The organism is Bradyrhizobium sp. SZCCHNR1051, assembly GCF_032489615.1.
Lineage (GTDB): Bacteria > Pseudomonadota > Alphaproteobacteria > Rhizobiales > Xanthobacteraceae > Bradyrhizobium.
The window spans coordinates 93,122-116,011 of sequence record NZ_JAUEYJ010000001.1; the positions used below are offsets into that span (position 1 = coordinate 93,122).

Consider the following 22,890-nt stretch of genomic DNA (forward strand, 5'->3'; position numbering starts at 1 on the left):
TGCAAGAAGCGTACCCTTGGTTCCTAAACCCGCCGTTTGCGGCTGCGCCAATCCGGCTTGCGGGCCTTTGGGCGGGGCGTGAGCTCCGGATGCTCTTTCTCCACCTCTCGATACCGCGCAAGCATGCGCTCGAAGCTCGCGTCGAGGACCGTGGCGATCTCAGGCCGCCGTTCCAGCGCGGCCATCAGCATCCCGGCCGCCTCGATGGTCGACAGCCCGTCGCGGCGCGGTTCGCGGCGCAGCCGACCGTAGCGCGACGGCTGCCGCGGCCCGAGGATCACACGCTGGCACTTCAGCATCCACGGATTGCGCCACCACAGCGCCTTGGCCTGGCTCCAGGTGCCGTCGAGCAGGATCACGCCCTCGATCGACTTGAGGATGGCGCGCTGGTTGTCGGCCACCTCACCCTTGCGGGTCACCGCGACCACCTCGCTCTCGGGATCGAGCTCGGCCGCCTTCGCCGAGCCGAGATAGAGAATGGCCCAGCGCGCGGGATCGGCGACCGGCCGTCCCAGTGCCTTGGCGAGGCTCGGCCAGGATAACCCGACCTTGACCACCGCGTTCTTGAAATGCAGCGCGGCGAGCCGCGCGGTGCCGAGGGCGCGATCCTGCTCCTGCGGGTGCTGCAGGATCAGGAGCCCCAGCCGGCTTTCCAGCGGTGTGACGCTGTCGCAGACGCACAGCGGCAGCGGCTTCTGGCAACGCGGGCAATCGGGCGGCGCCTCGGTGGCGAGCGGCGGATGGTCGTGTGGTTCTGGCATGCGGCGGCTATACGCGCCCGCGGACAGCGCCACAACGGCTCATTCGGCGGGCGCGGCAAGCGGCTCCGGCGCAGGCCGGCGGCGTAGCCGGTCGATCAGCAGGTAGATCACCGGCGTGGTGTAGAGGGTGAGGATCTGCGACACCAGGAGGCCGCCAATGATGGTGATGCCGAGGGGGCGGCGCAGCTCGGTGCCGGGACCGGTCGCGATCACCAGCGGCAGGCCGGCGAACAGCGCCGCGAGGGTCGTCATCAGGATCGGGCGAAAGCGCACCCGGCAGGCCTCGAAGATCGCGTCGGCCGAGGACATGCCGCGCTGGCGCTCGGCCTCGAGCGCGAAATCGACCAGCATGATGCCGTTCTTCTTGACGATGCCGATCAGCAGGATGATGCCGACGAAGGCGATTACGGTCAGCGGCGTATTGGTGATCTGCAGCGCGAGCAGCGCGCCGAGCCCCGCCGACGGTAGCGTCGAGATGATGGTCAGCGGATGCGCCAGGCTCTCATAGAGCACGCCCAGCACGATATACATCGCGGCCAGGGCGAACAGGATCAAGAGCGGCTGGCGGCCGCTGCTCTTGTTGAAGTCTCCGGCATTGCCGTCGAAGCTGCCGCGGATGCCCTCCGGCATGTGCAGCTCATCGACGGCGCGCTGAATGTTGGCCGTCGCGGTCTGCAAGGGCACGTCCGGCAGCAGGTTGAACGACACGGTGGTCGAAGGGAACGATTGTGAGTGATACACCGCCAGCGGTGACAGGCCGCGCTCGGCCTTGACCAGCGCCGACAGCGGCACCTGCGCGTCCCCTGCCCCGGCCACATAGATGCGGTCGAGATTGGAGGGATCGGTCTGGAATTTCGGGTCGATCTCCAGCACGACCATGTACTGGTTGCGCTGGCTGTAGACGATCGAGATCTGGCGTTGCGCGAAGGCGTTGTTGAGCGCGTTGTCGATGTCCTGGACGCGGACGCCGAGGCTCGCCGCCTTCTGTCGGTCGATCCGCAGCGCGAGCTGCAGGCCACCGGGATCGCGGTCGCTGGAAATGTCGGTGATGCCGTCGACCGTCTCCAGGCGCTTGGCGACGATCGGCGCCCATTTCTGCAGAAGGTCGAGATCGGGGCTGCTCAACGTGTACTGGTAGTCGGAATCGCTCTGGCGACCGCCGGTGCGCACGTCCTGCGCGGCGAACATGAAGAGCCGAATGCCGGGGACCATCGCGAGGCTCCGCCTGAGGCGGTTGATCACGAGCTCAGTCGAGACGCCCTCGCGCTCCGCCGGGGGCTTGAGGTTGATGAACATGGTGCCGCGGTTCGAGGTCGCCCCGCCCGGCCCGCCGCCGCCACCGATGGTCGAGCCAATCCCGGCCACGGCCGGATCGGCCATCACGATGTCGGCGAGCCGCTGCTGCAGGCCCAGCATGGACTGGAACGAAATGTCGGCCGAGGCGCGCGTCGCACCGATGACGAAGCCGGAATCGTCGGTCGGGAAATAGCCCTTGGGCACCTTGATGTAGAGCGTCACCGTGAGCGCGATGGTGGCGAAGAACACGATCAAGGTGAGGAACGGATAAACCAGCACGCCGCGCAGCGTCCAGGCATAGAAGCGGACCATGCCGGACAGCGCGCCTTCGACGATACGGTCGAACCAGGTGGCACGATCGGACAGCGTCTCCTTGATGTAATGCGCGCAGATCATCGGCGTCACCGTCAGCGATACCAACGTCGACACGACGATTGCGAAGGTCAGCGTCAGCGAGAACTCACGCAGGAGACGGCCGACGACGCCGTCCATGAAGATCAAGGGCACGAAGGCTGCAATCAAAGAAAGGCTGATCGACAACACGGTAAAGCCGATCTGGCGGGCGCCATCGAGCGCGGCGCGCATCGGCGACAGGCCATGCTCGAGATTGCGGTACATGTTCTCGATCATGACGATGGCGTCGTCGACGACGAATCCGACGGAGATCGCGAGCGCCATCAGCGAGAGATTGTCGATCGAGAATCCTGCGAGCCACATCGCCGCGCAGGTGCCGGCCAGCGCCAGCGGAACCGAGACGCCGGCCGCCACCGTCGGCACCAGGCGGCGCAGGAACAGGAACACGACGACCATCACCAGCACGGCGGTCGCGAGCAAGGTCCACTGCATGTCCTCGACCGAGGCGCGAATGGTCCCGGTGCGGTCGACCAGAGTGGAGATCTCGATGCCGGCCGGCAGCCATTGCTTGAGCTCGGGGATCAGCGCCTTCACGCGGTCGACGGTCTCGATCACGTTGGCGTCGCCCTGTTTCGCGATCTGGATCAGCACCGCCGGCTGCTTGTTGAACCAGGCGATCGAACGCACGTTGCGTACGGAATCCTCGACGTCGGCGACATCCGACAGCCGCACGAAGCTGCCATTGCTGCTCTTGATCAGGATGTCGCGGAATTCGGCCGCGCTGCGCATCTGCCTGTTGATGGCAATGGTCTCGCTCTGCCGCGCGCCCTCGAAGATGCCGACCGGCCCGATCGGATTGGCATTGATGATCGCCGTCCGGACATCGTCGGTCGAAATCCCGGCATTGGCGAGCGAGACCGGATTGAGTGCGATGCGCACGGCGGGTTGATCGGCGCCGCTGACCGTGACGTTGCCGACGCCGGGCACCTGGAACAGACGCTGCGCCAGAACGGTGTCGGCGACGTCGTACATCGCGCTCGGCGTCATCGTCTTCGAGGTCAGGGCCAGAACGAATACGGGAGCCGCGGCCGTGTTCGCCTTGCGGAAGCGCGGCAGCGCCGGCAGGTCGCTCGGAAGGTCCGACAGCGAGGCGTTGATGGCCGCCTGGACGTCACGCGCGGCCTTGTCGATGTCGCGGCCGATCGAGAACTGGATCTGGATGTTGGTGGTGCCGAGCGAGCTCGTCGATGTGATCTGGTCGACACCTGCGATTTCGCCGAGCCGCCGCTCCAACGGCGCCGCGACCGTCCCCGCCATGACGGACGGGTCCGCACCCGGGCGCGACGCGCTGACGAAGATCGCGGGGAAATCGACGTTCGGCACGGGCGCGACGGGAAGGAAGATATAGGCGACGATCCCGACCAGGAACAAGCCGATCGAGAGCAGCGTGGTGCCGACCGGCCGGCGAATGAACGGCTCGGAGATCGAGGCCATCACTGGATGCCTTCGGTCGCACCTGCGATCGGCGGCGACGGCAGGTTCGGCGCCGGCGGCAGCGCGCGCTCGAAGCGACGATTGATGCGGTCGAGCGCGAGATAGATGACCGGCGTCGTGTACAGCGTCAGCAATTGGCTGAGCAGCAGGCCGCCAATGATGGAGATGCCGAGCGGAAAGCGCAGCTCCGAGCCGGTGCCGCTCTCGATCGCCAGCGGCAGCGCGCCGAACAGCGCGGCCAGGGTCGTCATCATGATCGGGCGGAAGCGCAGGAGACACGCCTGCACGATCGCGTCGTAGGGTGTGCGGTTTTCGTGACGCTCCGCTTCGAGCGCGAAGTCGATCATCATGATCGCGTTCTTCTTGACGATGCCCATCAGCAGAATGATGCCGATCAAGCCGATGACCGAGAGATCCTGGCCGAACAGCATCAAGGCCAAGATGGCGCCGACGCCCGCCGACGGCAAGGTCGACAGGATCGTGATCGGATGGATGTAGCTCTCATAGAGCACGCCGAGCACGATGTAGATCGTGACCACGGCCGCCAGCAGCAACCAGGGCTGGCCGGCCAGCGACTTGGCGAACTCGGCGGCATCGCCCGAATAGACACCGATGATGCTGCCGGGCATGCCGATGCGGTTCTCAGTCGCATGGAGCGCCTCGACCGCCTCGCTCAGCGCAGCGCCGGGCGCGAGATTGAAGCTCAGCGACACCGCCGGAAACTGCGCCTGGTGCGAGATGGCGAGCGGCGCGGTGGTGCGCTTCAGGCTCGCCACCGCCGAGAGCGGCACTTGGCCGCCGGCGCCAGGCAGATAGAGCTTCGATAGGATCGAGGGATCGCGCTGATACATCGGCAGCGCCTCCAGCACGACGCGGTACTGATTGGCCTGACCATAGATCGTCGAGATCTGCCGCTGCGCGAAGGCGTCGTTGAGCGTGTCGGTGACGCCCTGCAGACTGACGCCGAGCTGGCCGGCGCGCTGGCGGTCAATGGTCAGCTCCGCGCGCAGGCCGCCCTCCTGGGCTTCGGAGGAGACGTCGCGAAATAAAGGGTCGCGGCGCATTTCTCCGACAAGCTGCCTCGCCCATTTCGACACCTCGGTGGCATCGGCACCGGTCAACGTGTACTGATATTGCGAGCGGCTCGCCTGGGTCGAGATTTGCACGTCCTGGACCGGCTGAAAGTACACGGTCATGCCGGGCACGCCCGAGGTCTTCTGCTTCAGCCGGTTGATCACCTCAGCGACGCCGTCTTGCCGCTCGCCGAGCGGCTTCAAGGTCATGACGAGACGGCCGACATTGGTGGTCGGGTTGACCGATCCGGCGCCGATCACCGAGACGACGCCGACGACGTCGGGGTCAGCCTGGATCGCGGCGGCGACGTCCGCCTGGCGTTTCGTCATTTCGGCGAACGACACGTCGGGGCCGGCCTCGGTCACCGCAGTGATCGAGCCGGTATCCTGCAGCGGCAGAAAGCCCTTGGGCGCGACGACGTAGAGCGCCAAGGTCGCCGCCAAGGTCGCGAAGGTCACGACCAGCGTCTCGGTCTGGCGATCCAGCACCCACAGCAGGCTGCGATGATAGACGGCCACGGTGCGGTCGATGAAGCGGCTGACAGCGTTCAGCCCCGGCAGCACCCACTCCTCGCTGGCGTGCTTCAACAGCCGCGAGCACATCATCGGCGTCAAGGTCAACGACACCACCGCCGATGTCACCACTGCAATCGTCAGCGTAAGCGCAAATTCCCGAAACATGCGGCCGACCAGACCGGACATGAACAAGAGCGGAATGAACACTGCGATCAGCGAGACAGTCAGCGAGATGACGGTGAAGCCGATCTCGCGCGCGCCGCGCAGCGAGGCGTTCATCGCGCTCTCGCCATTCTCCATGTGGCGCACGATGTTCTCGATCATCACGATGGCGTCGTCGACGACGAAGCCGGTGCCGATGGTGAGTGCCATCAGCGAGAGATTGTCGAGGCTGAAGCCGGCGAAGTACATCACGCCGAAGCTCGTGATCAGCGACAGCGGCAGCGCGACGCCGGCGATGATCGTGGCCCGCAACGAGCGCAGGAACAGCAGCACGACCAGCGTCACCAGCACCACGCTGAGCAGCAGCGTGAACTGCACGTCGTGCACCGAGGCGCGGATGGTCACGGTACGATCGCTGACGATAGCGAGCTTCACCCCGGCCGGAATCATGCGCTGCAGCTTCGGGATCTCGGCACGGATCTGCCTAACGACCTCGATGACGTTGGCACCCGGCTGGCGCTGGATGTCGAGGATGACCGCAGGGACGCCCTGGTACCAGCCGCCGGTCCGATCGTTCTCCAAACCGTCGATGATCGTTGCGACATCGCCGATCGTGACCGGCGAGCCGTTGCGGTAGGCGATGATGATCGGCTTGTAGGCGTCGGCGGCCCCGATCTGGTCGTTGGCCGTGATCAGATAGGCCTGCTGCGCCCCGTCCAGCGATCCCTTGGGTCCGGAGACGTTGGCGCCTGCGATGGCGGCGCGCAGGTCCTCCATCGAGATGCCATAGGCCGCGAGCCGCGCCAGGTCGGCCTGCACGCGCACCGCGGGCTTCAGTCCGCCGAGCACCGAGACGCGGCCGACGCCGGAGACCTGGCTCAGCCGCTGCGCCAGGATCGTGTCGGCCATGTCGCTCATCGCGCGCAAAGAGATCGTGTCCGAGGTCAGCGCGAGCGTCATGACCGGCGCGTCGGCCGGATTGACCTTGGCGTAGGTCGGCGGATAGGGCAGCGACTTTGGCAAGACGCCGGCGGCGGCATTGATTGCCGCCTGGACGTCCTGCGTGGCGCCGTCGATGTCGCGTCCGAGATCGAACTGCAGCGAGATCTGGCTGACGCCGAACGAGCTCGTCGAGTTCATCGCGGACAACGACGGGATCTGGCCGAGCTGGCGCTCCAGTGGGGCCGTGATCAGCGAGGCGATCACATCAGGGCTGGCGCCCGGCAGTTGCGTTGTCACCTGGACAGTCGGGAAGTCGACCTGCGGCAGCGCCGAGACCGGCAGCGCGAGATAGCCGAGCAGGCCGCCGATCAGCAGGGCGACGCCGAGCAGCGAGGTCGCGATGGGACGGCGGATGAAGGGTTCGGAGACGCTCATCGCGACTGCTCGTCACTCTTGCGGTTGCGTCATGGCTGTGCCTTCGCACCGCGACCTGCTTCACTCCCTCCCTGGGGCGCTGCACTGCCGGCGTCGGTCTGACCCCCAGCCTCAGGCCTGCGGCGCCGCTCGCCGTCCTTCGGCGCGCCTTCGGGTGGCGCTGCGCCCTCCTTCGCCTGCTCTTTTCCTTGCGGATTGCGGCTGCGCTTGCGCGGCGCCAGATCGGCCTGCGGCGTCTGCTCGGCGCGTCCGACCACGACTTTGACGCCGTCGGCCAGATTGGCAAAGCCGGTCGTCACCACGCGGTCCGACGGGCTCAAGCCGCTGGCGATCACGGCCTCGCTCTCGTTCTGCTGCACGACCGTCACCGGATGCGCCGAGGCGATGTCGCCCTCGCCGATCACGTAGCTGAACGTGCCTGCCGGCCCGCGCTGCACGGCCGAGGTCGGCACCGTGATCGCCTGCGACAAGGTCTCGACCTTGAGGCGGACATTGACGAACTGTCCGGGCCAGAGCTGGAATTTGCCGTTGGGGAATTCTGCTTTCAGTTTCAGCGTGCCCGTCGTCTGATCGACCTGGTTGTCGATACCCCGCAACGTGCCGGTGTCGATGACGGTGACGCCGTCATTGCCGAACACGTCGACAGCGAGCGGCCCCTTGGCAGCGGCCGCATTGACGCGCATGATCTGCTGCTGCGGCAGGCTGAACTGCACCGCAATCGGCTGAAGCTGCGTGATGACGACGAGACCGGTCGCGTCGGACGCATGAACGATGTTGCCCTGGTCGACTTGGCGCAGGCCGGCGCGGCCGGAGAGCGGCGCCACGATCTTGGTGTAGCTCAAGGTCGTCGCCGCATTATCGATCGCGGCCTGATCCGCCTTGATCAGCGCCTGCTGCTGCGCCACCACCGCGCGCTGCGTGTCGGCCTGCTGCTTGGAGCCGGCATTGCTGGCGGCGAGTTGCTCGTAGCGGGCGAGGTCGAGCTTCTGGTTGGCGAGCTGCGCCTCGTCCTGCGCCTTCTTGGCGACGGCCTGGTCGTACTGCGCCTGGTAGATCGCCGGATCGATCTCGGCGAGCACGTCGCCCTTCTTGACGTCCTGCCCCTCGACGAAATTGACCGCGATCAGCTTGCCGTCGACCTGGGGGCGCACCGTGACGGTGTTGAGCGCGCGGACGGAGCCGACGCCGTCGAGATACACCGGCACGTCCTTGATGACAGGCGAGGCGGCCAGGACCGGAACCGGAAGGTCGGGCCGCGCGAAGCGGTTGTTGGCCTGCTGCTTCTGCTGCATCGCCGACCAGCCGATATAGCCGAGGCCGCCCAGGATCAGCAGCGTGATCGCGATCGACACCAGCCGCCGTGCCACGCTGGACCGCGCGCGCTTCACTGCCGCTGCTCCCTTCTCGTCCGGTTTAAAGAGCATCGGCCGACTTCTCCATGCGCGGCTCCCAGCCGCCGCCGAGCGCCTGATAGAGGCTCACGAACGCCTGCAGGCGCGCCAGTTGCGCCTGCCATAGCGCGTCCTCGGCCTGGAACAGCGTCAATTGCGTATTCAAGACTGTCACGATGTCGGCAGTTCCCGCGCGCAGTTGCTGCTCGGAGAGCTGGAAGGCACGGCGGGAGGCGGCAACGACTTCTCGCTGCAATTGCAACTTGATCGTGGTCTGCTTGATGGAGAACAGCGCATTGTTGACGTCGGTGAAAGACTGGATGACCGTCTTGCGGTAGGTTTGCAGCAGCTCGTCCTGTCGCGCCTTGGCGTTCTCGAAATTGCCCAGGATTCTGCCACCATCGAAGATCGGCTGGGTCAGGCTGCCGGCGAGGCTGAAGAACGCCGCATGCGGCTGAAACAGCGACACCAGTGCTGCGCTCTGGTAGCCGCCATTGCCGGTCAGCTGGATGCTGGGAAAGAACTGCGCCCGCGCGCTGCCGACATTGGCGGTGGCCGACGCCAGCTGCGCTTCCTGCCGGCGGATGTCCGGCCGTTGCGTCAAGAGTTCGGACGGCAGCCCGGGCGTGACCCGCGGCGTCCTGATCCGGTCCAGCGAGCCGCCGGCAATGCGAATGCCCTCGGGCGATCGCGCGACCAGCACGGCCAGCGCGTTGACGTTCTGATCGAGCGTCTGGCGCAGCGGCGGCACCGCCGCCTTCTGGTTGGCAAGCACGCTCTCCTGCTGCGCGACGTCGAGATCATTGCCGGTGCCCGCCTTCTGCCGCTCGCGGATGGCATCGAGCACACGCGTGGCGCTGGCGATGTTGCGCTCAGCCGTCCGAATCCGATCCTGCGCGGCCAGCACCTGGAAATAGGCATTGGCGACGGTGGCGAGCGTCGTCAACTGCGTGACGTCGCGGTCGAAGCGGTTGGCCACCGCGGTTTCCTCGGCCGCCTGCAGCGCGTCGCGATTCTGGCCGAAGAAGTCGAGCTGGTAGCTCGCAGAGAGCGACGCCTGGTAATTGACGACCTCGCGGCCGCCATTGGTGAGCCCGCTGGAGCTCGACCCGGACGTGCGCGAATAGGTCTCCTGGCCGGTGGCGGACAGGCTCGGCAGCAGCGCCGCGCCGGCCTGCCGCGCCAGCGCATCGGCCTGCCGGAACCTTGCCACAGCAGCGGCAATATCAAGGTTGACGCTCTGCGCCTCCTCCATCAGCTGGGTCAGCTCGCGTGATCCGAAGCCGCGCCACCAATCCAGCGGCGGCGGCGCCGCCATATCGGAACCGGACGCCGCCTTGTAGCGCTGGGGCAAGTCGAGGGCCGGATCGGGAATATCCTGGGTCAGCAGGCAGCCGGCCGAGTTCGCCGCCAATCCGATCGCCGCCAGCCAGTGGACAAATCGCCGCAGGGTAGCCGGCACACGGCGCTCCCGCATCCCGGCGACGATCCGCGGGTCAGCGGACGCGCGGCAAGGCTCGTCGACGGCGATCGGCACGATGGACACTGGCGTGATGCTTCCCTGTAGTCTTGGGAATCATTCTAGCCGCAGCCCACGGCGCCGGACAGCCCTGCAGCCCCCCGTCCCCCAACAGCGATGGTGCCGATAAAGTCCACTGAATCGACGAATCTCCAGCAAATCAGCGGAGTTTCGTGCAGGCAGGGCCACGGGCCACCGGCTGCCGCCTTACCAAGATTTCATCTGTCGAATGCCGTTTTGGGCGGGGTGTGACGCGGGGAGCGCGCCGGTGAAACCCTTTGGCGGCGACTCCGTAACTTGCACGTGAACTTCAGGGGGCATTCATGCGAGTTGCGGTGGTCGGAACGGGTATTGCGGGTAATGCCGCGGCCTGGTCCCTGGCGAAGCGTTATCCGATCACCGTCTACGAGCGCGATCTCCGTCCGGGCGGCCACAGCCACACCGTGACGATCGACTATGACGGCGCTCCGGTCTCTGTCGACATCGGCTTCATCGTCTACAACGAGCTGAACTATCCTGAGCTCACCGCCTTGTTCGACCATCTGGGGGTCGAGACGGTCGACAGCAGCATGAGCTTTGCCGTCACCGCGGATGCCGGCCGCTTCGAATGGAAGGGGGGCGGCAACACCTGGCTCGACACCGCCAAGGGGCTGTTCGCGCAGCCGAGCAATCTGCTGTCGACATCCTATCTCTGGATGCTCAGGGACATCCTGACCTTCAACGAGCAGAGTACAGCCGACTTCAAGGCCGGGCGCCTGCATGGCCTTACGCTCCGGGACTATTTCCGGCGCAACCATTTCGCCCCGCGACTGCTCACCGACTATCTGGCGCCAATGGGTGCCGCGATCTGGTCAGCCCCGGCGTCCGAGATGCTGGACTTTCCGGCCGAGAACTTCGTCGCGTTCTTCAGCAATCACAGGTTGCTGCAATATGACCGTCCGGTCTGGCGCACCGTCAAGGGCGGCAGCCGCCGCTATGTGGAGAAGCTGACGTCGAGCTTCCGCAAGCATATCCGGCTCGGCAGCGCCGTGACCAGCATCGAACGCACTGCCCACGGCGTCGTCGTTCAGGACAGCAGCGGCCGTCGCGACACCTACGATCATGTCGTGATCGCCGCACACAGCGACCAGGCGTTGTCGATGCTCACCGATGCGGACGAGTGGGAGCGCAGCATCCTCGGGGCGATCAAATATTCGCCCAACACGATCTATCTGCACCGTGACAGCAGGCTGATGCCGAAGCGTCGCCGCGCCTGGGCTTCGTGGAATTTCCTGCGCTGGCAGCGTGAGGGCGTTCCCATGAACGACGTCGCCGTCACCTATTGGATGAACAACCTCCAGGACATCGACAACGCCAAGCCGCTGTTCGTCAGCCTCAACCCACCCTTCGCTCCGGCTCCGGAGCTAACCTTTGGCAAGTATATCTGTGAGCACCCGCAATACACGGCTGCCGCCTTTGCGGCGCAGAAGCGTCTGGCAGCGATTCAGGGGCAGCGCCATACCTGGTTCTGTGGCGCCTGGACCGGCTATGGCTTTCATGAGGACGGGCTGCGCTCGGGTCTCGCCGTGGCAGAGGCGCTCGGCGCGAGCGTGCCGTGGCGCGGGCTTCCCATCGCGCTCGCCGAGGCTGCGGAATAGGCGCGATATGGACATGGATCACTCGGGACCGGATGACAGAACGGAAGCGGCCGCGCTCTATGTCGGACAGGTCATGCATGCCCGCATGCGCCCGACCACGCATCGCTTCCGCTATCGCGTGATGAGCCTGCTGATCGATCTCGGTCGGCTCGACCAGGCGGACCGGCAGGCTTCGCTGTTCGGGGTCAATCGGCGCGCGCTCTACAGCTTCCACGAGGCCGACCACGGTCCGGGCGACGGCTCGTCGCTACTGGCCTATGCGCAGACCTGTGCGGCGGATCAGGGGATCGATCTCAGCGGTGGGCGCGTGCTGCTGCTGTGCTATCCGCGGCTGCTCGGCTACGTGTTCAATCCGCTGTCGGTCTATTTCTGCTATCGCAGCGACGGCACCCTGGCGCTGATGATCTACGAGGTCCGCAACACCTTCGGTGAGATCAAGCCCTATGTGCTGCCGGTCAGGCCGGATGAGCTGTCGGCAGCAGGGCTGCGCCAGGCGCAGGACAAGACCTTCTACGTCTCGCCCTTCATCGACATGGCGATGCGTTACCATTTCCGGGTTATGCCGCCGGGCGACAATGTCAAGCTGCGGATTCTCGAAACTGGGGCCGACGGCCCCCTGCTTGCCGCAACCTTCTCCGGCCGCCGTCGCACGCTGACCTCTGGCTCCCTGCTCGCCGCCTTCGTCTCGCTCCCGCTGGTGACTGTCAAAATCTTTGCCGCGATCCATTGGGAGGCGCTGCGGCTGTGGGCCAAAGGCGTCCGCCTCGTCCCGCGCGGCGAAATCAGCGCAAGCCCTGGAACCAATACCGGCTTGGCGGGGAACGGCAGCCACGCTTATATTTCACGACGCTGACCGGAAACGGCCGGCGCGCTCTGCGTCCGTGATTCCCTGCCCGCACAGGTGCCACACCGGCCAGCCGACGGGGGACGTGGGCTCGAGCCGTTTGCGTGAATGGACCTGCCATGCAGAACGTCATCCCAGTCACCCCTGACACCATCGACAAGGTGCTTGCCGATCTTCCCCGCCTGCCCCGCCTTGCCCTCGGCTTCGGCTCGCGCTTGCGGAAAGGCACGCTCGACGTGACCCTGCCGGACGGACGGGTGATCCGGCTCGGCGGCGTTGAGCCCGGGCCGGCCGCCGCAATGATCCTGGCCAATTACGGCTTCGCATCGCGCCTTCTCAATGGTGGCGACATCGGCATCGCCGAGGCCTATCTGAACGGCGACTGGGACACGCCGGACCTGACGCAGTTTCTCTATCTGTTCTGCGTCAACCAGCACCTGCTGCAGTCGATGCTGGAAGACAAGCCGCTGATCCGGTTTGCCCAGCTGGTCCGGCACTGGTTCAACCGCAACACCAAGCGTCAGGCAAAGCGCAACATCTACGCCCATTATGACATCGGGAATTCGTTCTACTCGGCGTGGCTCGATCCGAGCATGACCTACTCCTCGGCCCTGTTCGAGGAGGACACCACCGACCTCACCGCCGCGCAGACCAACAAGTACAAGCGGCTGGCCGAGGCGATCGATCTCAAGCCCGGGCAGAAGCTGCTCGAGATCGGCTGCGGCTGGGGCGGCTTTGCCGAATATGCCGCCAAGACGTTCGGCGCCCAGGTCGTTGGGCTGACGATCAGCCAACAGCAGCGCGACTTCGCGCAGCGCCGCATCCACGAGGCCGGGCTCGCCGAGAAAGTCGAAATCCGCCTGCAGGATTACCGCGACGAGCGTGACCGCTACGATCGCATCGCCTCGATCGAGATGATCGAGGCGGTCGGCGAACAGTTCTGGCCGAAATATTTCTCGCAACTGCGAGACCGTCTGCTGCCGGGCGGACTGGCCGGTGTCCAGGCAATTACCATCCAGGACAGCCTGTTCCAGCACTACCGCCGCGAGGTCGACTTCATCCAACGCTACGTCTTCCCGGGAGGCATGTTGCCGACGCCGCAGATCCTGAAGTCGCTCGGCGACCGCTTTGGCATACCCGTCATCCGCGAGCGCATCTTCGGGGAAGATTATGCCAGGACGCTCGCGATCTGGCGAAAGAACTTCCGGGAGGCCTGGCCGGACCTCACGCCCGCAGGATTCGATGAGCGCTTCAGGCGGCTCTGGGAATATTATCTGTCCTACTGCGAAGCAGGTTTCCTCTCTGGGAACATCGATGTTCGCCAGGTCGTCTTTGCGAAATCAGGGGGCTGATCCGGCCGGCTTACGCTGCCCTGGATATCAGGCTAGGGTCCTCTTAAGTGTGCTCGAGGAAACTCCTACGGTATCTGCAAAATGACCATTCACAACGACGTCGTCGCGGCGATCGGCAACACGCCCCTGATCAAGCTCAATCGCGCCTCGGAGGCGACGGGCTGCACCATTCTCGGCAAGGCCGAGTTCATGAACCCGGGCCAGTCGGTCAAGGACCGTGCCGGCAAGTGGATGATCCTGGAGGCCGAGAGGCGCGGCGATCTCAAGCCCGGCGGCCTCGTGGTGGAGGCCACAGCCGGCAACACCGGCATCGGTCTGGCCGTGGTCGCCAGCGCGCGCGGCTATCGCACGCTGATCGTGATCCCGGAGACGCAGAGCCAGGAAAAGAAGGACATGCTGCGGCTGTGCGGTGCGGAGCTGGTCGAGGTGCCGGCGTTGCCGTTCAGCAATCCCAACAACTATCAGCATGTCGGGCGCAGGCTCGCCGACGAATTGCGCAAGACCGAACCGAACGGCGTGCTGTTCGCCGACCAGTGGAACAACCTCGACAACGCCAAGGCGCATTATGAGTCCACGGGACCCGAGATCTGGGAGCAGACCGGCGGCAAGGTCGACGGCTTCATCTGCGCGGTCGGCACCGGCGGCACGATCGCCGGCACGAGCCGCTATTTGAAGGACAGAAACAAGAATATCGTCACCGCCTGCGCCGATCCGCACGGCTTCGCGATGTACGAATGGTTCAAGAACGGCGTCGTCAAATCGACGCCCGGCGATTCCATCACCGAAGGCATCGGCATCGGTCGTGTGACGCCCGTGATCGAGACCGCCAAGGTCGACGACGCGTTCCTGGTGTCCGACGAGGACGCCGTCAACACGATCTACGACCTCGTACAGCATGAAGGCTTATGCCTGGGCGGCTCGACCGGCGTCAACGTCGCCGGCGCGGTGCAACTCGCGCGGAAGCTCGGCCCCGGCCACACCATCGTGACCATCCTGTGCGACTCGGGCACGCGCTATCAGTCGAAGCTGTACAATCCCGAATTCATGCGTTCGAAGAACCTGCCGGTGCCGGCCTGGCTGGAGCGGCGCAGCGGCATCAAGCCGCCTTTCGTTTGAGGGCGAGTAGCGAGTAGCGAGTAGCGAGTAGCGAGTAGCGAGTAGAACTTTTCGCCCTATTCGCTATTCGCAAGTCCCTATTCGCTTCCTCATCAATGCCGCAAAATCTGGCTCAGGAACAGCTTGCTGCGCGCATGCTGCGGGTTGGCGAAGAATTCCTGCGGCGTGTTCGATTCGATGATCTGGCCGGCGTCCATGAACACGACGCGGTTGGCGACCTCGCGCGCGAAGCCCATCTCGTGGGTCACGACCAGCATGGTCATGCCCTCCTTGGCGAGATCGACCATGGTGTCGAGCACCTCCTTCACCATCTCCGGATCGAGCGCCGATGTCGGCTCGTCGAACAGCATGACCTTCGGGTTCATCGCCAGCGCGCGCGCGATGGCGACGCGCTGCTGCTGACCGCCCGACATCTGGCCCGGGTATTTCTGCGCCTGATGCGGGATCTTGACCCGCTCCAGGAACTTCATCGCAGTCGCCTCGGCTTCCTTCTGGGGGATGTTGCGCACCCAGATCGGCGCCAGGGTACAGTTCTCCAGCACGGTCAGGTGCGGAAACAGGTTGAAGCTCTGGAACACCATGCCGACCTCGCGGCGGACCTCGTCGACGCGCTTGAGGTTGGGCCCGAGATCGATGCCGTCGACATTGATCTCGCCCTCCTGGAATTCCTCGAGCGCGTTGATGCAGCGGATCAGGGTCGACTTGCCCGAGCCCGAGGGCCCGCAGATCACGATGCGCTCACCCTTCCCGACGGAGAGGTTGATGTCGCGCAGGACGTGGAATTCGCCGTACCATTTGTTGAGGGCGGAAATGCTGACGATCGAATTTGCAGTCATGGGTCTCTCGATGATCTCTGGCTCAATGGCGCCTGTGCGCGTTGACGCGGCGCTCGACCAGCATGGAGTAGCGTGACATGCCGAAGCAGAAGGCGAAGTAGATCAGCCCGGTGAAGGCAAAGCCGGTGAAGGCCGTGGTCGGCGTCGCCCATACCGGATCGGCAAACGAGGCCTTGAGGCTGCCGAGCAGGTCGAACAGCGCCACGATCGATACCAGCGAGGTGTCCTTGAACAGCGAGATGAAGCTGTTGACGATGCCGGGGATGACGTGGCGCAATGCCTGCGGCAGCACGATGAAGCTGGTCGTCTTCCACCAGGATAGCCCGAGCGCGCTCGATGCCTCCGCCTGACCACGCGGTATAGCCTGCAGGCCGCCACGGATGACCTCGGCCATGTAGGCGCCCGAGAACAGCGCGACGCCGATCAGCGCCCGAACCAGGCCGTCGACCCTGACATTGCCGGGCAGGAACAGCGGCAGCATGTAGGTGGCGAAGAACAGCACCGTGATCAGCGGCACGCCGCGAACCAGTTCGATGAAGGCAATCGAAAAGATGCGGATCAATGGAATGGTCGAACGGCGGCCGAGCGCAAGCGCAATGCCGATCGGCATCGACGCGACGATGCCGATCACCGAGACGACCAGCGTCACCAGCATTCCGCCCCACAGCCTTGTATCGACGATGGGAAGGCCGCCGCGATCGAGGCCCATGATCGCAATGACGATGGCGATGCCGGCGAAGGCCGCGGCCGTGGCGATCACGCTGCGCAGCGCCCTGCTCCCGCCACCGACGATGAAGACCAGCGCGGTGACAATGATCGCGGAGAGCACGAGATCATTCCACACGGGCTGGTGAGATTGCTGCAGCTCATTGCGGATCCAGACCAGCGGCCAGATCACGAGCGATGCAAGCGTACCGATCAGCACGACCAGCTTGCCGAGCAGCCACAGCAGCATGCCGACCACCGGCAAATTGTCGCCGGCGCGAACCAGCGCGTTACCGGCCGTATCGATGCTCTCGACGAACAGCTGGAGCGCGCCTGTGGTCCAGCTCACGCCGAAGCTCTCCAGCCCACCGCCATAGAGCAGGAAGAATGCGACCACCGGAAGCGCGAAGAAGAACAGGCCCGCGTTCAATCCTTTGGCCGGCAGGCGCGGGATCAGCAGCGGCGCCAGCAGCACCACCGCGAGCCCGTAGGTCAGATTGACCCGCCACCGGTCGGCCTCCGGATAGAAGCCGTACATGAACTGGCCGAACTTCGCCGAAATGTAGGGCCAACAGGCGCCGACCGGATGGCCCGCGTTCTGCGCCAGACAAGCTTCGCGGTCCTTGCCGACCCACACCGCGTCGACCAGCAGGAACTTGACCGCCGGGATCACGGTGAACCAGATCAACAGCGCGCTCACCAGGGTGAGCAGGATATTGGTCGGCGAGTTCAACAGCCTCGTGCGGACGAAGCCGACGAACCCCGTCGTCTTGATGGGCGCCGGACGTTCTCCGGCCATGTCCTGACGGATGAAGGTTGAGGCCGTGATGTCGGTCATGCGCCAAGTCTCTTCCCAAGCCGCCAGCTGTAGAAGCTCATCATCGCGCTGGTGATCAGCGACAGCGCCAGATAGACGCCCATCGTGATTCCGATGATCTCGATGGCCTGACCCGTCTGGCTCATCGTCGTGCCCGCGAACACCGAAACGAGATCGGGATAACCGATGGCGACCGCGAGCGAGGAGTTCTTGGTCAGGTTCAAATACTGGTTCGTCAGCGGCGGCAGGATGACGCGGAGCGCCTGCGGCACGACGATCAGGCGCAGCACGGTGCCGCGGCTCAGTCCGAGCGAGAGCCCCGCTTCCATCTGCCCCTTGTGGACGGAGAGGATGCCGGCACGCACCACCTCGGCGATGAACGACGCCGTGTACATGGTCAGCGCCAGGGTCAGCGCGACGAGCTCGGGAATGATGCGCGAACCGCCGGCGAAGTTGAATCCCTTGAGCGCCGGCACCTCGAACGAAATCGGCACGCCGAACACGAGCGTTGCAATCAGCGGCAGGCCGATCAGCAGCCCCAGCACGTAGGGCCAGATCCGCATCGCATGGCCGCGTACGAACAGCTCTCGCCGCGCGTAATAGTGCAGACCGGCCGAGCCGACGATCGCGGCACCGAGCGCGACCAGGAACGGCATCAGGCCGGGCTCCTCGATCGGTCGCGGAACGATGAAGCCACGATTGTTGAGAAAGAACGTCGAGAAAAGAGAGATGCTCTGTCGCGGTCCGGGCAGAGCCGCCAACACCGCAAGATACCAGAACAGGATCTGGAACAGGAGCGGCAGGTTGCGGATCAGCTCGACATAGGCGCCGGAGACACGCGACAGCAGCACATTCGGTGATAGCCGGCCTAGAGCGACCAGGAAGCCCAGGATGGTCGCCAGCACGATGCCGATGACCGAGACCAGCAGGGTGTTCAGCACGCCGACGATCAGCACGCGGCTGTAGCTGTCGGAGCCGGAGTAGCTGATCAGGGTCTGGTTGACGTCGAAGCCGGCCGTGTTGTTGAGAAAGCCGAATCCCGACGTGATACGTTGGGCTGCGAGGTTGCTGCGTGCGTTGGCCACGATCTCGTAGCCAACCCACACCAGGACTGCGACGAACAGGATCTGCAGGATGATGCCGTTCCATCCTGCCTTTCCTCCGAGCATGCGCTTCAGCCGAAGCCCATATTGCGGAGGCGGTAGCCTCGCTTCGATGCTCATTCGCCGCAGCCCCGATCTCGTGCAGCGATCAGCGGATCGGCGGCGCGTACTGCAGACCGCCCTTGTTCCAGAGCTGGTTCAGACCGCGCGCAATCTGCAGCTTGGACCCTGCGCCGACGTTGCGGTCATACATCTCGCCATAATTCCCGACCGCTTTCACGATGCGCGAGAACCAGTCCTTGGTGAGGCCGAGCTGCTCGCCGAGATTGCCGTCGGTGCCGAAGGCGCGCTTGAACTCGGGCTTGTCCGACTTGGCCATCTCGTCGACGTTCGCCTGCGTCACGCCGAGCTCCTCGGCGGTGACCAGCCCGAACAGCGTCCACTTGACGATGTCGAACCACTGATCGTCACCGTGACGCACCATCGGGCCCAGCGGCTCCTTCGAGATCACTTCCGGCAGCACGACGTGATCGGCCGGATTGGACAGCTTCAGCCTCTCGGCGTAGAGGCCCGAGACGTCGGTGGTAAACACGTCGCAGCGGCCGGATTCATAGGCCTTCACAGTCTCGTCGGCGCCGGCGAACGCGATCACCTCGTACTTCATCTTGTTGGCCTTGAAGTAGTCGGCGAGGTTCTGCTCGGTGGTGGTGCCGGTCTGCACGCAGACCGAGGCGCTGTTGAGCTCGAGCGCAGAATTGACCTTGAGGGCCTTCTTCACCATGAAGCCCTGGCCGTCATAATAGGTCACGCCGGCGAAATTGGCGCCCAGCGAGGTGTCCCGCGACAGGGTCCAGGTGGTGTTGCGCGACAGCACGTCCACTTCGCCCGACTGCAGTGCGGTAAAGCGGTCCTTGGCGGACAGCGGGACGAACTTCACCTTGGTCGGATCATTGAAGATTGCGGCGGCGATGGCGCGGCAGACGTCGACGTCGATCCCGGTCCAGTTGCCCTTGTCGTCGGGCGACGAGAAACCAGGGAGGCCCTGGCTGACGCCGCAGGCGAGCATGCCACGATCCTTGACGGTCTTGAGCGTTTCGGCCTGGGCGCCGACGCTCGCCAGCACCGGGGCGAGAGCAAGAGTGAGAGCCAGAGTGACGCGTTTCATAAATACAGCCTTTCGCGGTCGTCCTTGGGGAGCGATGAAGTCTCAGCGCGCAGGGGGGCCCGACCTGAATCCGCGTTGCAAACGCCATACCAAGAATATGGCGTACACCATGCACGACGAAGCCGTGCAGGCGAGATGAAGCGGAAATCGCGGCAAGCCCCTCAACGTGCAGCGATCGAATTGCGCCGGCATCACAGAACGACTGGCGGTCCGGGTCAAGGGGTTGACGGGCCTGTTCTGCATTCTGTTATTAACGACCGCAGTGCTGCCCGATTTCGAGCTATCCCGGCAGGTTAAGAGAGAAAAGACACGCGAATGGCATCATCGAATGACCCCGCTGCGGCGGTGCGACAAAACGTCGAAACACGGCTGATCACGGCGGGGCGGGATACGAAGGCGCAGCACGGATTCGTGAATCCCCCCGTCGTTCATGGTTCGACGGTTCTGTATCCAACCGCCGAGGACCTGCACGCACACCGCGGCGAATTCCAGTATGGCCGCCACGGCACGCCGACGACGAAGGCCCTGCAGCAGGTCCTGATGGCGCTGGAGGGACCGCAATGCGCCGGCGTCGGCATCGCACCATCCGGCCTTGGGGCAATCTCGACCACGCTGCTGTCGGTGCTCAAGGCCGGCGACCACGTGCTGGTGTGCGACAGCATCTATCGTCCGACCCGCAATTTCTGCAACGGCATGCTGGCACGCTACGGCGTCGAGACGACCTATTTCGACCCATTGATCGGCCCAGGAATTGAGCAACTGCTCAAACCAAATACACGCGCGGTGGTTGTCGAGGCGCCCGGCTCGCAGTCGTTCGAAATGCCGGACATCCCCGCCATTGCCGCGGTCGCACATGCGCACGGCGCACTGGTCATCGACGACAACACCTGGGCGACGCCGCTCTACCACCGCTCCCTCGACCAGGGCGTCGACATCAGCATGCAGGCGGCCACCAAATATATCGGCGGCCACTCCGACATCATGTTCGGCACGATTTCGGCCAATGCGAAGGCATGGCCGCTGATCGCCGAGGGCATTCGCCTGCTCGGCGTCTGCGCCGGCCCGGACGACGTGTTCCTCGCCCTGCGCGGGGTGCGGACGCTGGGCGTGCGCCTGGCGCAGCACCATCGCTCGGGGCTGGAAATGGCCCGCTGGCTCGCCGCGCGTCCCGAGGTGATCGAGGTGCTGCATCCCGCCCTGGAGAGTCATCCGGGACACGCGATCTGGAAGCGCGACTTCACCGGCGCCTCCGGCCTGTTCAGCATCGTGCTGCAACCAAAGCCGCAAGCCGCGGTTGATGCGATGCTCGACACGCTGACGCTGTTCGGAATGGGCTATTCCTGGGGCGGCTTCGAGAGCCTTGCGATTCCGTTCGACTGCGCGAGCTACCGCACGGCCACCACCTGGGCGCCGGGGGGGCCCACGCTGCGTCTGCATATCGGCCTGGAGAACGTGGAGGATCTCAAGGAGGATCTCGACCGGGGCTTTGCGGCGTTCAACGCGGCTTAAGCACGCTCGCAGCCAGCGGAGCGCCGCGCGATCGGGCAGCCGGGGCCGACAAATTGGCGTTGATGTCCCGCCGATTGGGGGTAGCCTGCGCGGCAAGGAAAGCTCGAACGAACGGAAATCATGGTTCTGCTCGATCTGATGGGCGGCGTGGCGTTGCTGCTGTGGGGCCTTCACATGGTCCACAGCGGCATTCTCCGCGCCTTCGGCCCGGATCTCCGGCTGCTGCTGTCGCGGGCGCTGCGCAACCGCTTCAGCGCCCTCGCTGCCGGCCTCGGTCTGACCGCTCTGCTCCAGAGCAGCACGGCGACCGCGCTGATCACGACCTCCTTCGCAGCGGAAGGCCTGGTCGGCCTGATCCCGGCGCTCGCGATCATGCTCGGCGCCAATATCGGCACCACGCTGATCGTCCAGGTGCTCTCGTTCAACGTGGCGGCGGTCGCCCCCATCCTGTTCGTGCTCGGCCTGGTGGCGTTCCGTAGTGGGCCGCGATCGCGCATCAAGGATCTCGGCCGGGTAGCAATCGGCCTCGGCCTGATGCTGCTGTCGCTGCATATTCTGATCGATACGTTGGCACCCGCCGAAGAAGCGCCGGCGATGCGCGTGTTCATGCAGGCGATCACGGCCGATGTCACGCTGTGCATCATCTTCGGTGCGCTCGTCACCTGGGTCGTGCACTCCAGCGTCGCCAGCGTGCTGCTGGTGATGTCACTGGCCTATGCGCATTTCGTTACGGCCGATGCGGCGCTGGCGCTCGTGCTCGGGGCCAATCTCGGCAGCGCCGTCAACCCGGTGTTCGAGGGCGCGCACCGCGACAATCCCGCGAGCTATCGCCTGCCCGTCGGCAATCTCCTCAACCGCATCATCGGCGTCGCGCTGATCACACCCTTCCTGCATCCGCTCGCCAATTTGCTGCAATCGTGGCAACCGGATCTGTCGAAGCTGACAGCGCAGTTCCACATGGCGTTCAATCTCGGCACGGCCGTGGTCTTCATCGGTCTGCTGGGCGGCATGGAGAAGTTGCTCACGCGACTGTTTCCGGACCGCCCAGCCGAGGTCGATCCGGCGAAGCCGCGCTATCTCGACGAGACCGCGCTGGAAACCCCGTCGCTTGCGCTTGCGGACGCGGCGCGCGAGGCGCTGCGCATGGGCGATCTGGTCGAGACCATGTTGCGCAACGTCATGACCGCGATGATGACCAACGACCGTGGCCTCGTGGATCAGGTGTCACGCGCGGACAACGTCGTCGACCGGCTCGACGAGGCCATCAAGCTCTACATCACCAAGCTGACGCGCGGCAGCCTGGACGAGCGCGAGGGCAAGCGCGCGATGGAGATCATCTCCTTCGCGATCAACCTCGAGCATATCGGCGACATCATCGACAAGAACCTGAGCGAGCTCGCGACCAAGAAGATCAAACGCAGGTTCCAGTTCTCCGCTGAGGGCGCCGACGAGCTGCAGGCCTTTCATCGCCAGATCATGGAGGCGCTCCGCATCGCGTTCGGCATCTTCATGTCCGGCGATGCGCAGCAAGCCCACCAACTGCTCGATCAGAAAGCCGAGCTCCGCAACGCCGAACTCGGCGCGACCGAGCGGCACCTCGAACGTCTGCGCGAGGGCCGCTCGGAGACGCTGGAAACCACCTCGCTGCATCTCGACGTGCTGCGCGATCTCAGGCGTATCCACTCGCACATCTGCTCGGTCGCCTATCCCGTGCTCGATGCGGCCGGCGAGGTCGCGACCCGCCGCAGCGAAGCAGCCGAGAGCGCAGAGGCCGCCGCCCTGCCCGCATCGTCGGCCCAGCCATTGCCGCGCTGAGTCTTGCGCGTCCTATCAGTGAAACTACTCTTCCGGTTTCACGACCAC

General features: G+C 65.0%; 15 protein-coding genes. 6 read left to right on the top strand and 9 right to left on the bottom strand.

The annotated features are described in order from the left end of the window. Nucleotides 1-23: 23 nt before the first annotated feature. From QW868_RS00450 to QW868_RS00470, 5 genes are read right to left on the bottom strand one after another with little or no spacing between them, the layout of a single operon-like run. Nucleotides 24-761: a tRNA-uridine aminocarboxypropyltransferase gene (locus QW868_RS00450; protein ID WP_316229670.1), complete on the bottom strand. Its 738-nt coding sequence runs from the start codon at nt 759-761 to the stop codon at nt 24-26. A 39-nt stretch (nt 762-800) separates the two neighbouring features. Continuing rightward, nucleotides 801-3,905: an efflux RND transporter permease subunit gene (locus QW868_RS00455; protein WP_316229671.1), complete on the bottom strand. Its 3,105-nt coding sequence runs from the start codon at nt 3,903-3,905 to the stop codon at nt 801-803. Further along, a complete protein-coding gene (locus QW868_RS00460; protein WP_316229672.1) occupies nt 3,905-7,033 on the bottom strand; it encodes an efflux RND transporter permease subunit in 3,129 nt (1,042 codons plus the stop codon). Before QW868_RS00460 ends, QW868_RS00455 begins: the two co-directional genes overlap by 1 nt. A gap of 29 nt (nt 7,034-7,062) precedes the next feature. After that, on the bottom strand, nt 7,063-8,457 hold the full coding sequence (locus tag QW868_RS00465; protein WP_316229673.1) for an efflux RND transporter periplasmic adaptor subunit: 1,395 nt from the start codon (nt 8,455-8,457) through the stop codon (nt 7,063-7,065). Continuing rightward, nucleotides 8,447-9,901, bottom strand: a complete 1,455-nt coding sequence (locus QW868_RS00470; RefSeq protein WP_316229674.1) for an efflux transporter outer membrane subunit — start codon at nt 9,899-9,901, stop codon at nt 8,447-8,449. The genes QW868_RS00465 and QW868_RS00470 overlap by 11 nt, the downstream gene beginning before the upstream one ends. Nucleotides 9,902-10,266: 365 nt before the next feature. Between QW868_RS00470 and QW868_RS00475 the strand changes: the two genes are divergently transcribed. The 4 genes from QW868_RS00475 to QW868_RS00490 all read left to right on the top strand — a co-directional run bounded on the left by QW868_RS00475 (nt 10,267) and on the right by QW868_RS00490 (nt 14,892). Further along, complete coding sequence (locus tag QW868_RS00475; protein ID WP_316229675.1) at nt 10,267-11,580, top strand: NAD(P)/FAD-dependent oxidoreductase; 1,314 nt, start codon at nt 10,267-10,269, stop codon at nt 11,578-11,580. 7 nt (nt 11,581-11,587) lie between these two features. Beyond that, nucleotides 11,588-12,433: a DUF1365 domain-containing protein gene (locus QW868_RS00480; protein WP_315757533.1), complete on the top strand. Its 846-nt coding sequence runs from the start codon at nt 11,588-11,590 to the stop codon at nt 12,431-12,433. A 110-nt stretch (nt 12,434-12,543) separates the two neighbouring features. After that, nucleotides 12,544-13,776, top strand: coding sequence for a cyclopropane-fatty-acyl-phospholipid synthase family protein (locus tag QW868_RS00485; protein ID WP_315738046.1), 1,233 nt, complete (start codon nt 12,544-12,546; stop codon nt 13,774-13,776). Between the two features lie 81 nt (nt 13,777-13,857). Then, the gene (locus QW868_RS00490) at nt 13,858-14,892 is read left to right on the top strand and encodes a cysteine synthase A (RefSeq protein ID WP_315738047.1); all 1,035 of its coding nucleotides are present in this window, start codon (nt 13,858-13,860) and stop codon (nt 14,890-14,892) included. A 92-nt stretch (nt 14,893-14,984) separates the two neighbouring features. On the opposite strand, the gene QW868_RS00495 is transcribed toward QW868_RS00490, so the two are convergent. The 4 genes from QW868_RS00495 to QW868_RS00510 are packed head-to-tail and all read right to left on the bottom strand — an operon-like array spanning nt 14,985 to nt 19,518. Further along, nucleotides 14,985-15,728, bottom strand: a complete 744-nt coding sequence (locus tag QW868_RS00495) for an amino acid ABC transporter ATP-binding protein (protein ID WP_315711850.1) — start codon at nt 15,726-15,728, stop codon at nt 14,985-14,987. 22 nt (nt 15,729-15,750) lie between these two features. Continuing rightward, nucleotides 15,751-17,271 (bottom strand): amino acid ABC transporter permease, encoded by a 1,521-nt coding sequence (locus QW868_RS00500; RefSeq protein ID WP_316229676.1) that lies wholly within the window; start codon nt 17,269-17,271, stop codon nt 15,751-15,753. Continuing rightward, nucleotides 17,268-18,473 (bottom strand): amino acid ABC transporter permease, encoded by a 1,206-nt coding sequence (locus tag QW868_RS00505; RefSeq protein WP_315738049.1) that lies wholly within the window; start codon nt 18,471-18,473, stop codon nt 17,268-17,270. Before QW868_RS00505 ends, QW868_RS00500 begins: the two co-directional genes overlap by 4 nt. A 28-nt stretch (nt 18,474-18,501) precedes the next feature. Next, entirely contained in the window at nt 18,502-19,518 is a 1,017-nt protein-coding gene (locus QW868_RS00510) for an amino acid ABC transporter substrate-binding protein (protein WP_315738050.1), read from the bottom strand. A gap of 315 nt (nt 19,519-19,833) precedes the next feature. Between QW868_RS00510 and metC the strand changes: the two genes are divergently transcribed. Together metC and QW868_RS00520 are read left to right on the top strand one after the other, a co-directional pair. Beyond that, nucleotides 19,834-21,027, top strand: a complete 1,194-nt coding sequence (metC, locus tag QW868_RS00515; RefSeq protein ID WP_315738051.1) for a cystathionine beta-lyase — start codon at nt 19,834-19,836, stop codon at nt 21,025-21,027. A 120-nt stretch (nt 21,028-21,147) separates the two neighbouring features. Beyond that, nucleotides 21,148-22,842, top strand: a complete 1,695-nt coding sequence (locus QW868_RS00520; RefSeq protein ID WP_316229677.1) for a Na/Pi cotransporter family protein — start codon at nt 21,148-21,150, stop codon at nt 22,840-22,842. Nucleotides 22,843-22,890: the final 48 nt, after the last annotated feature.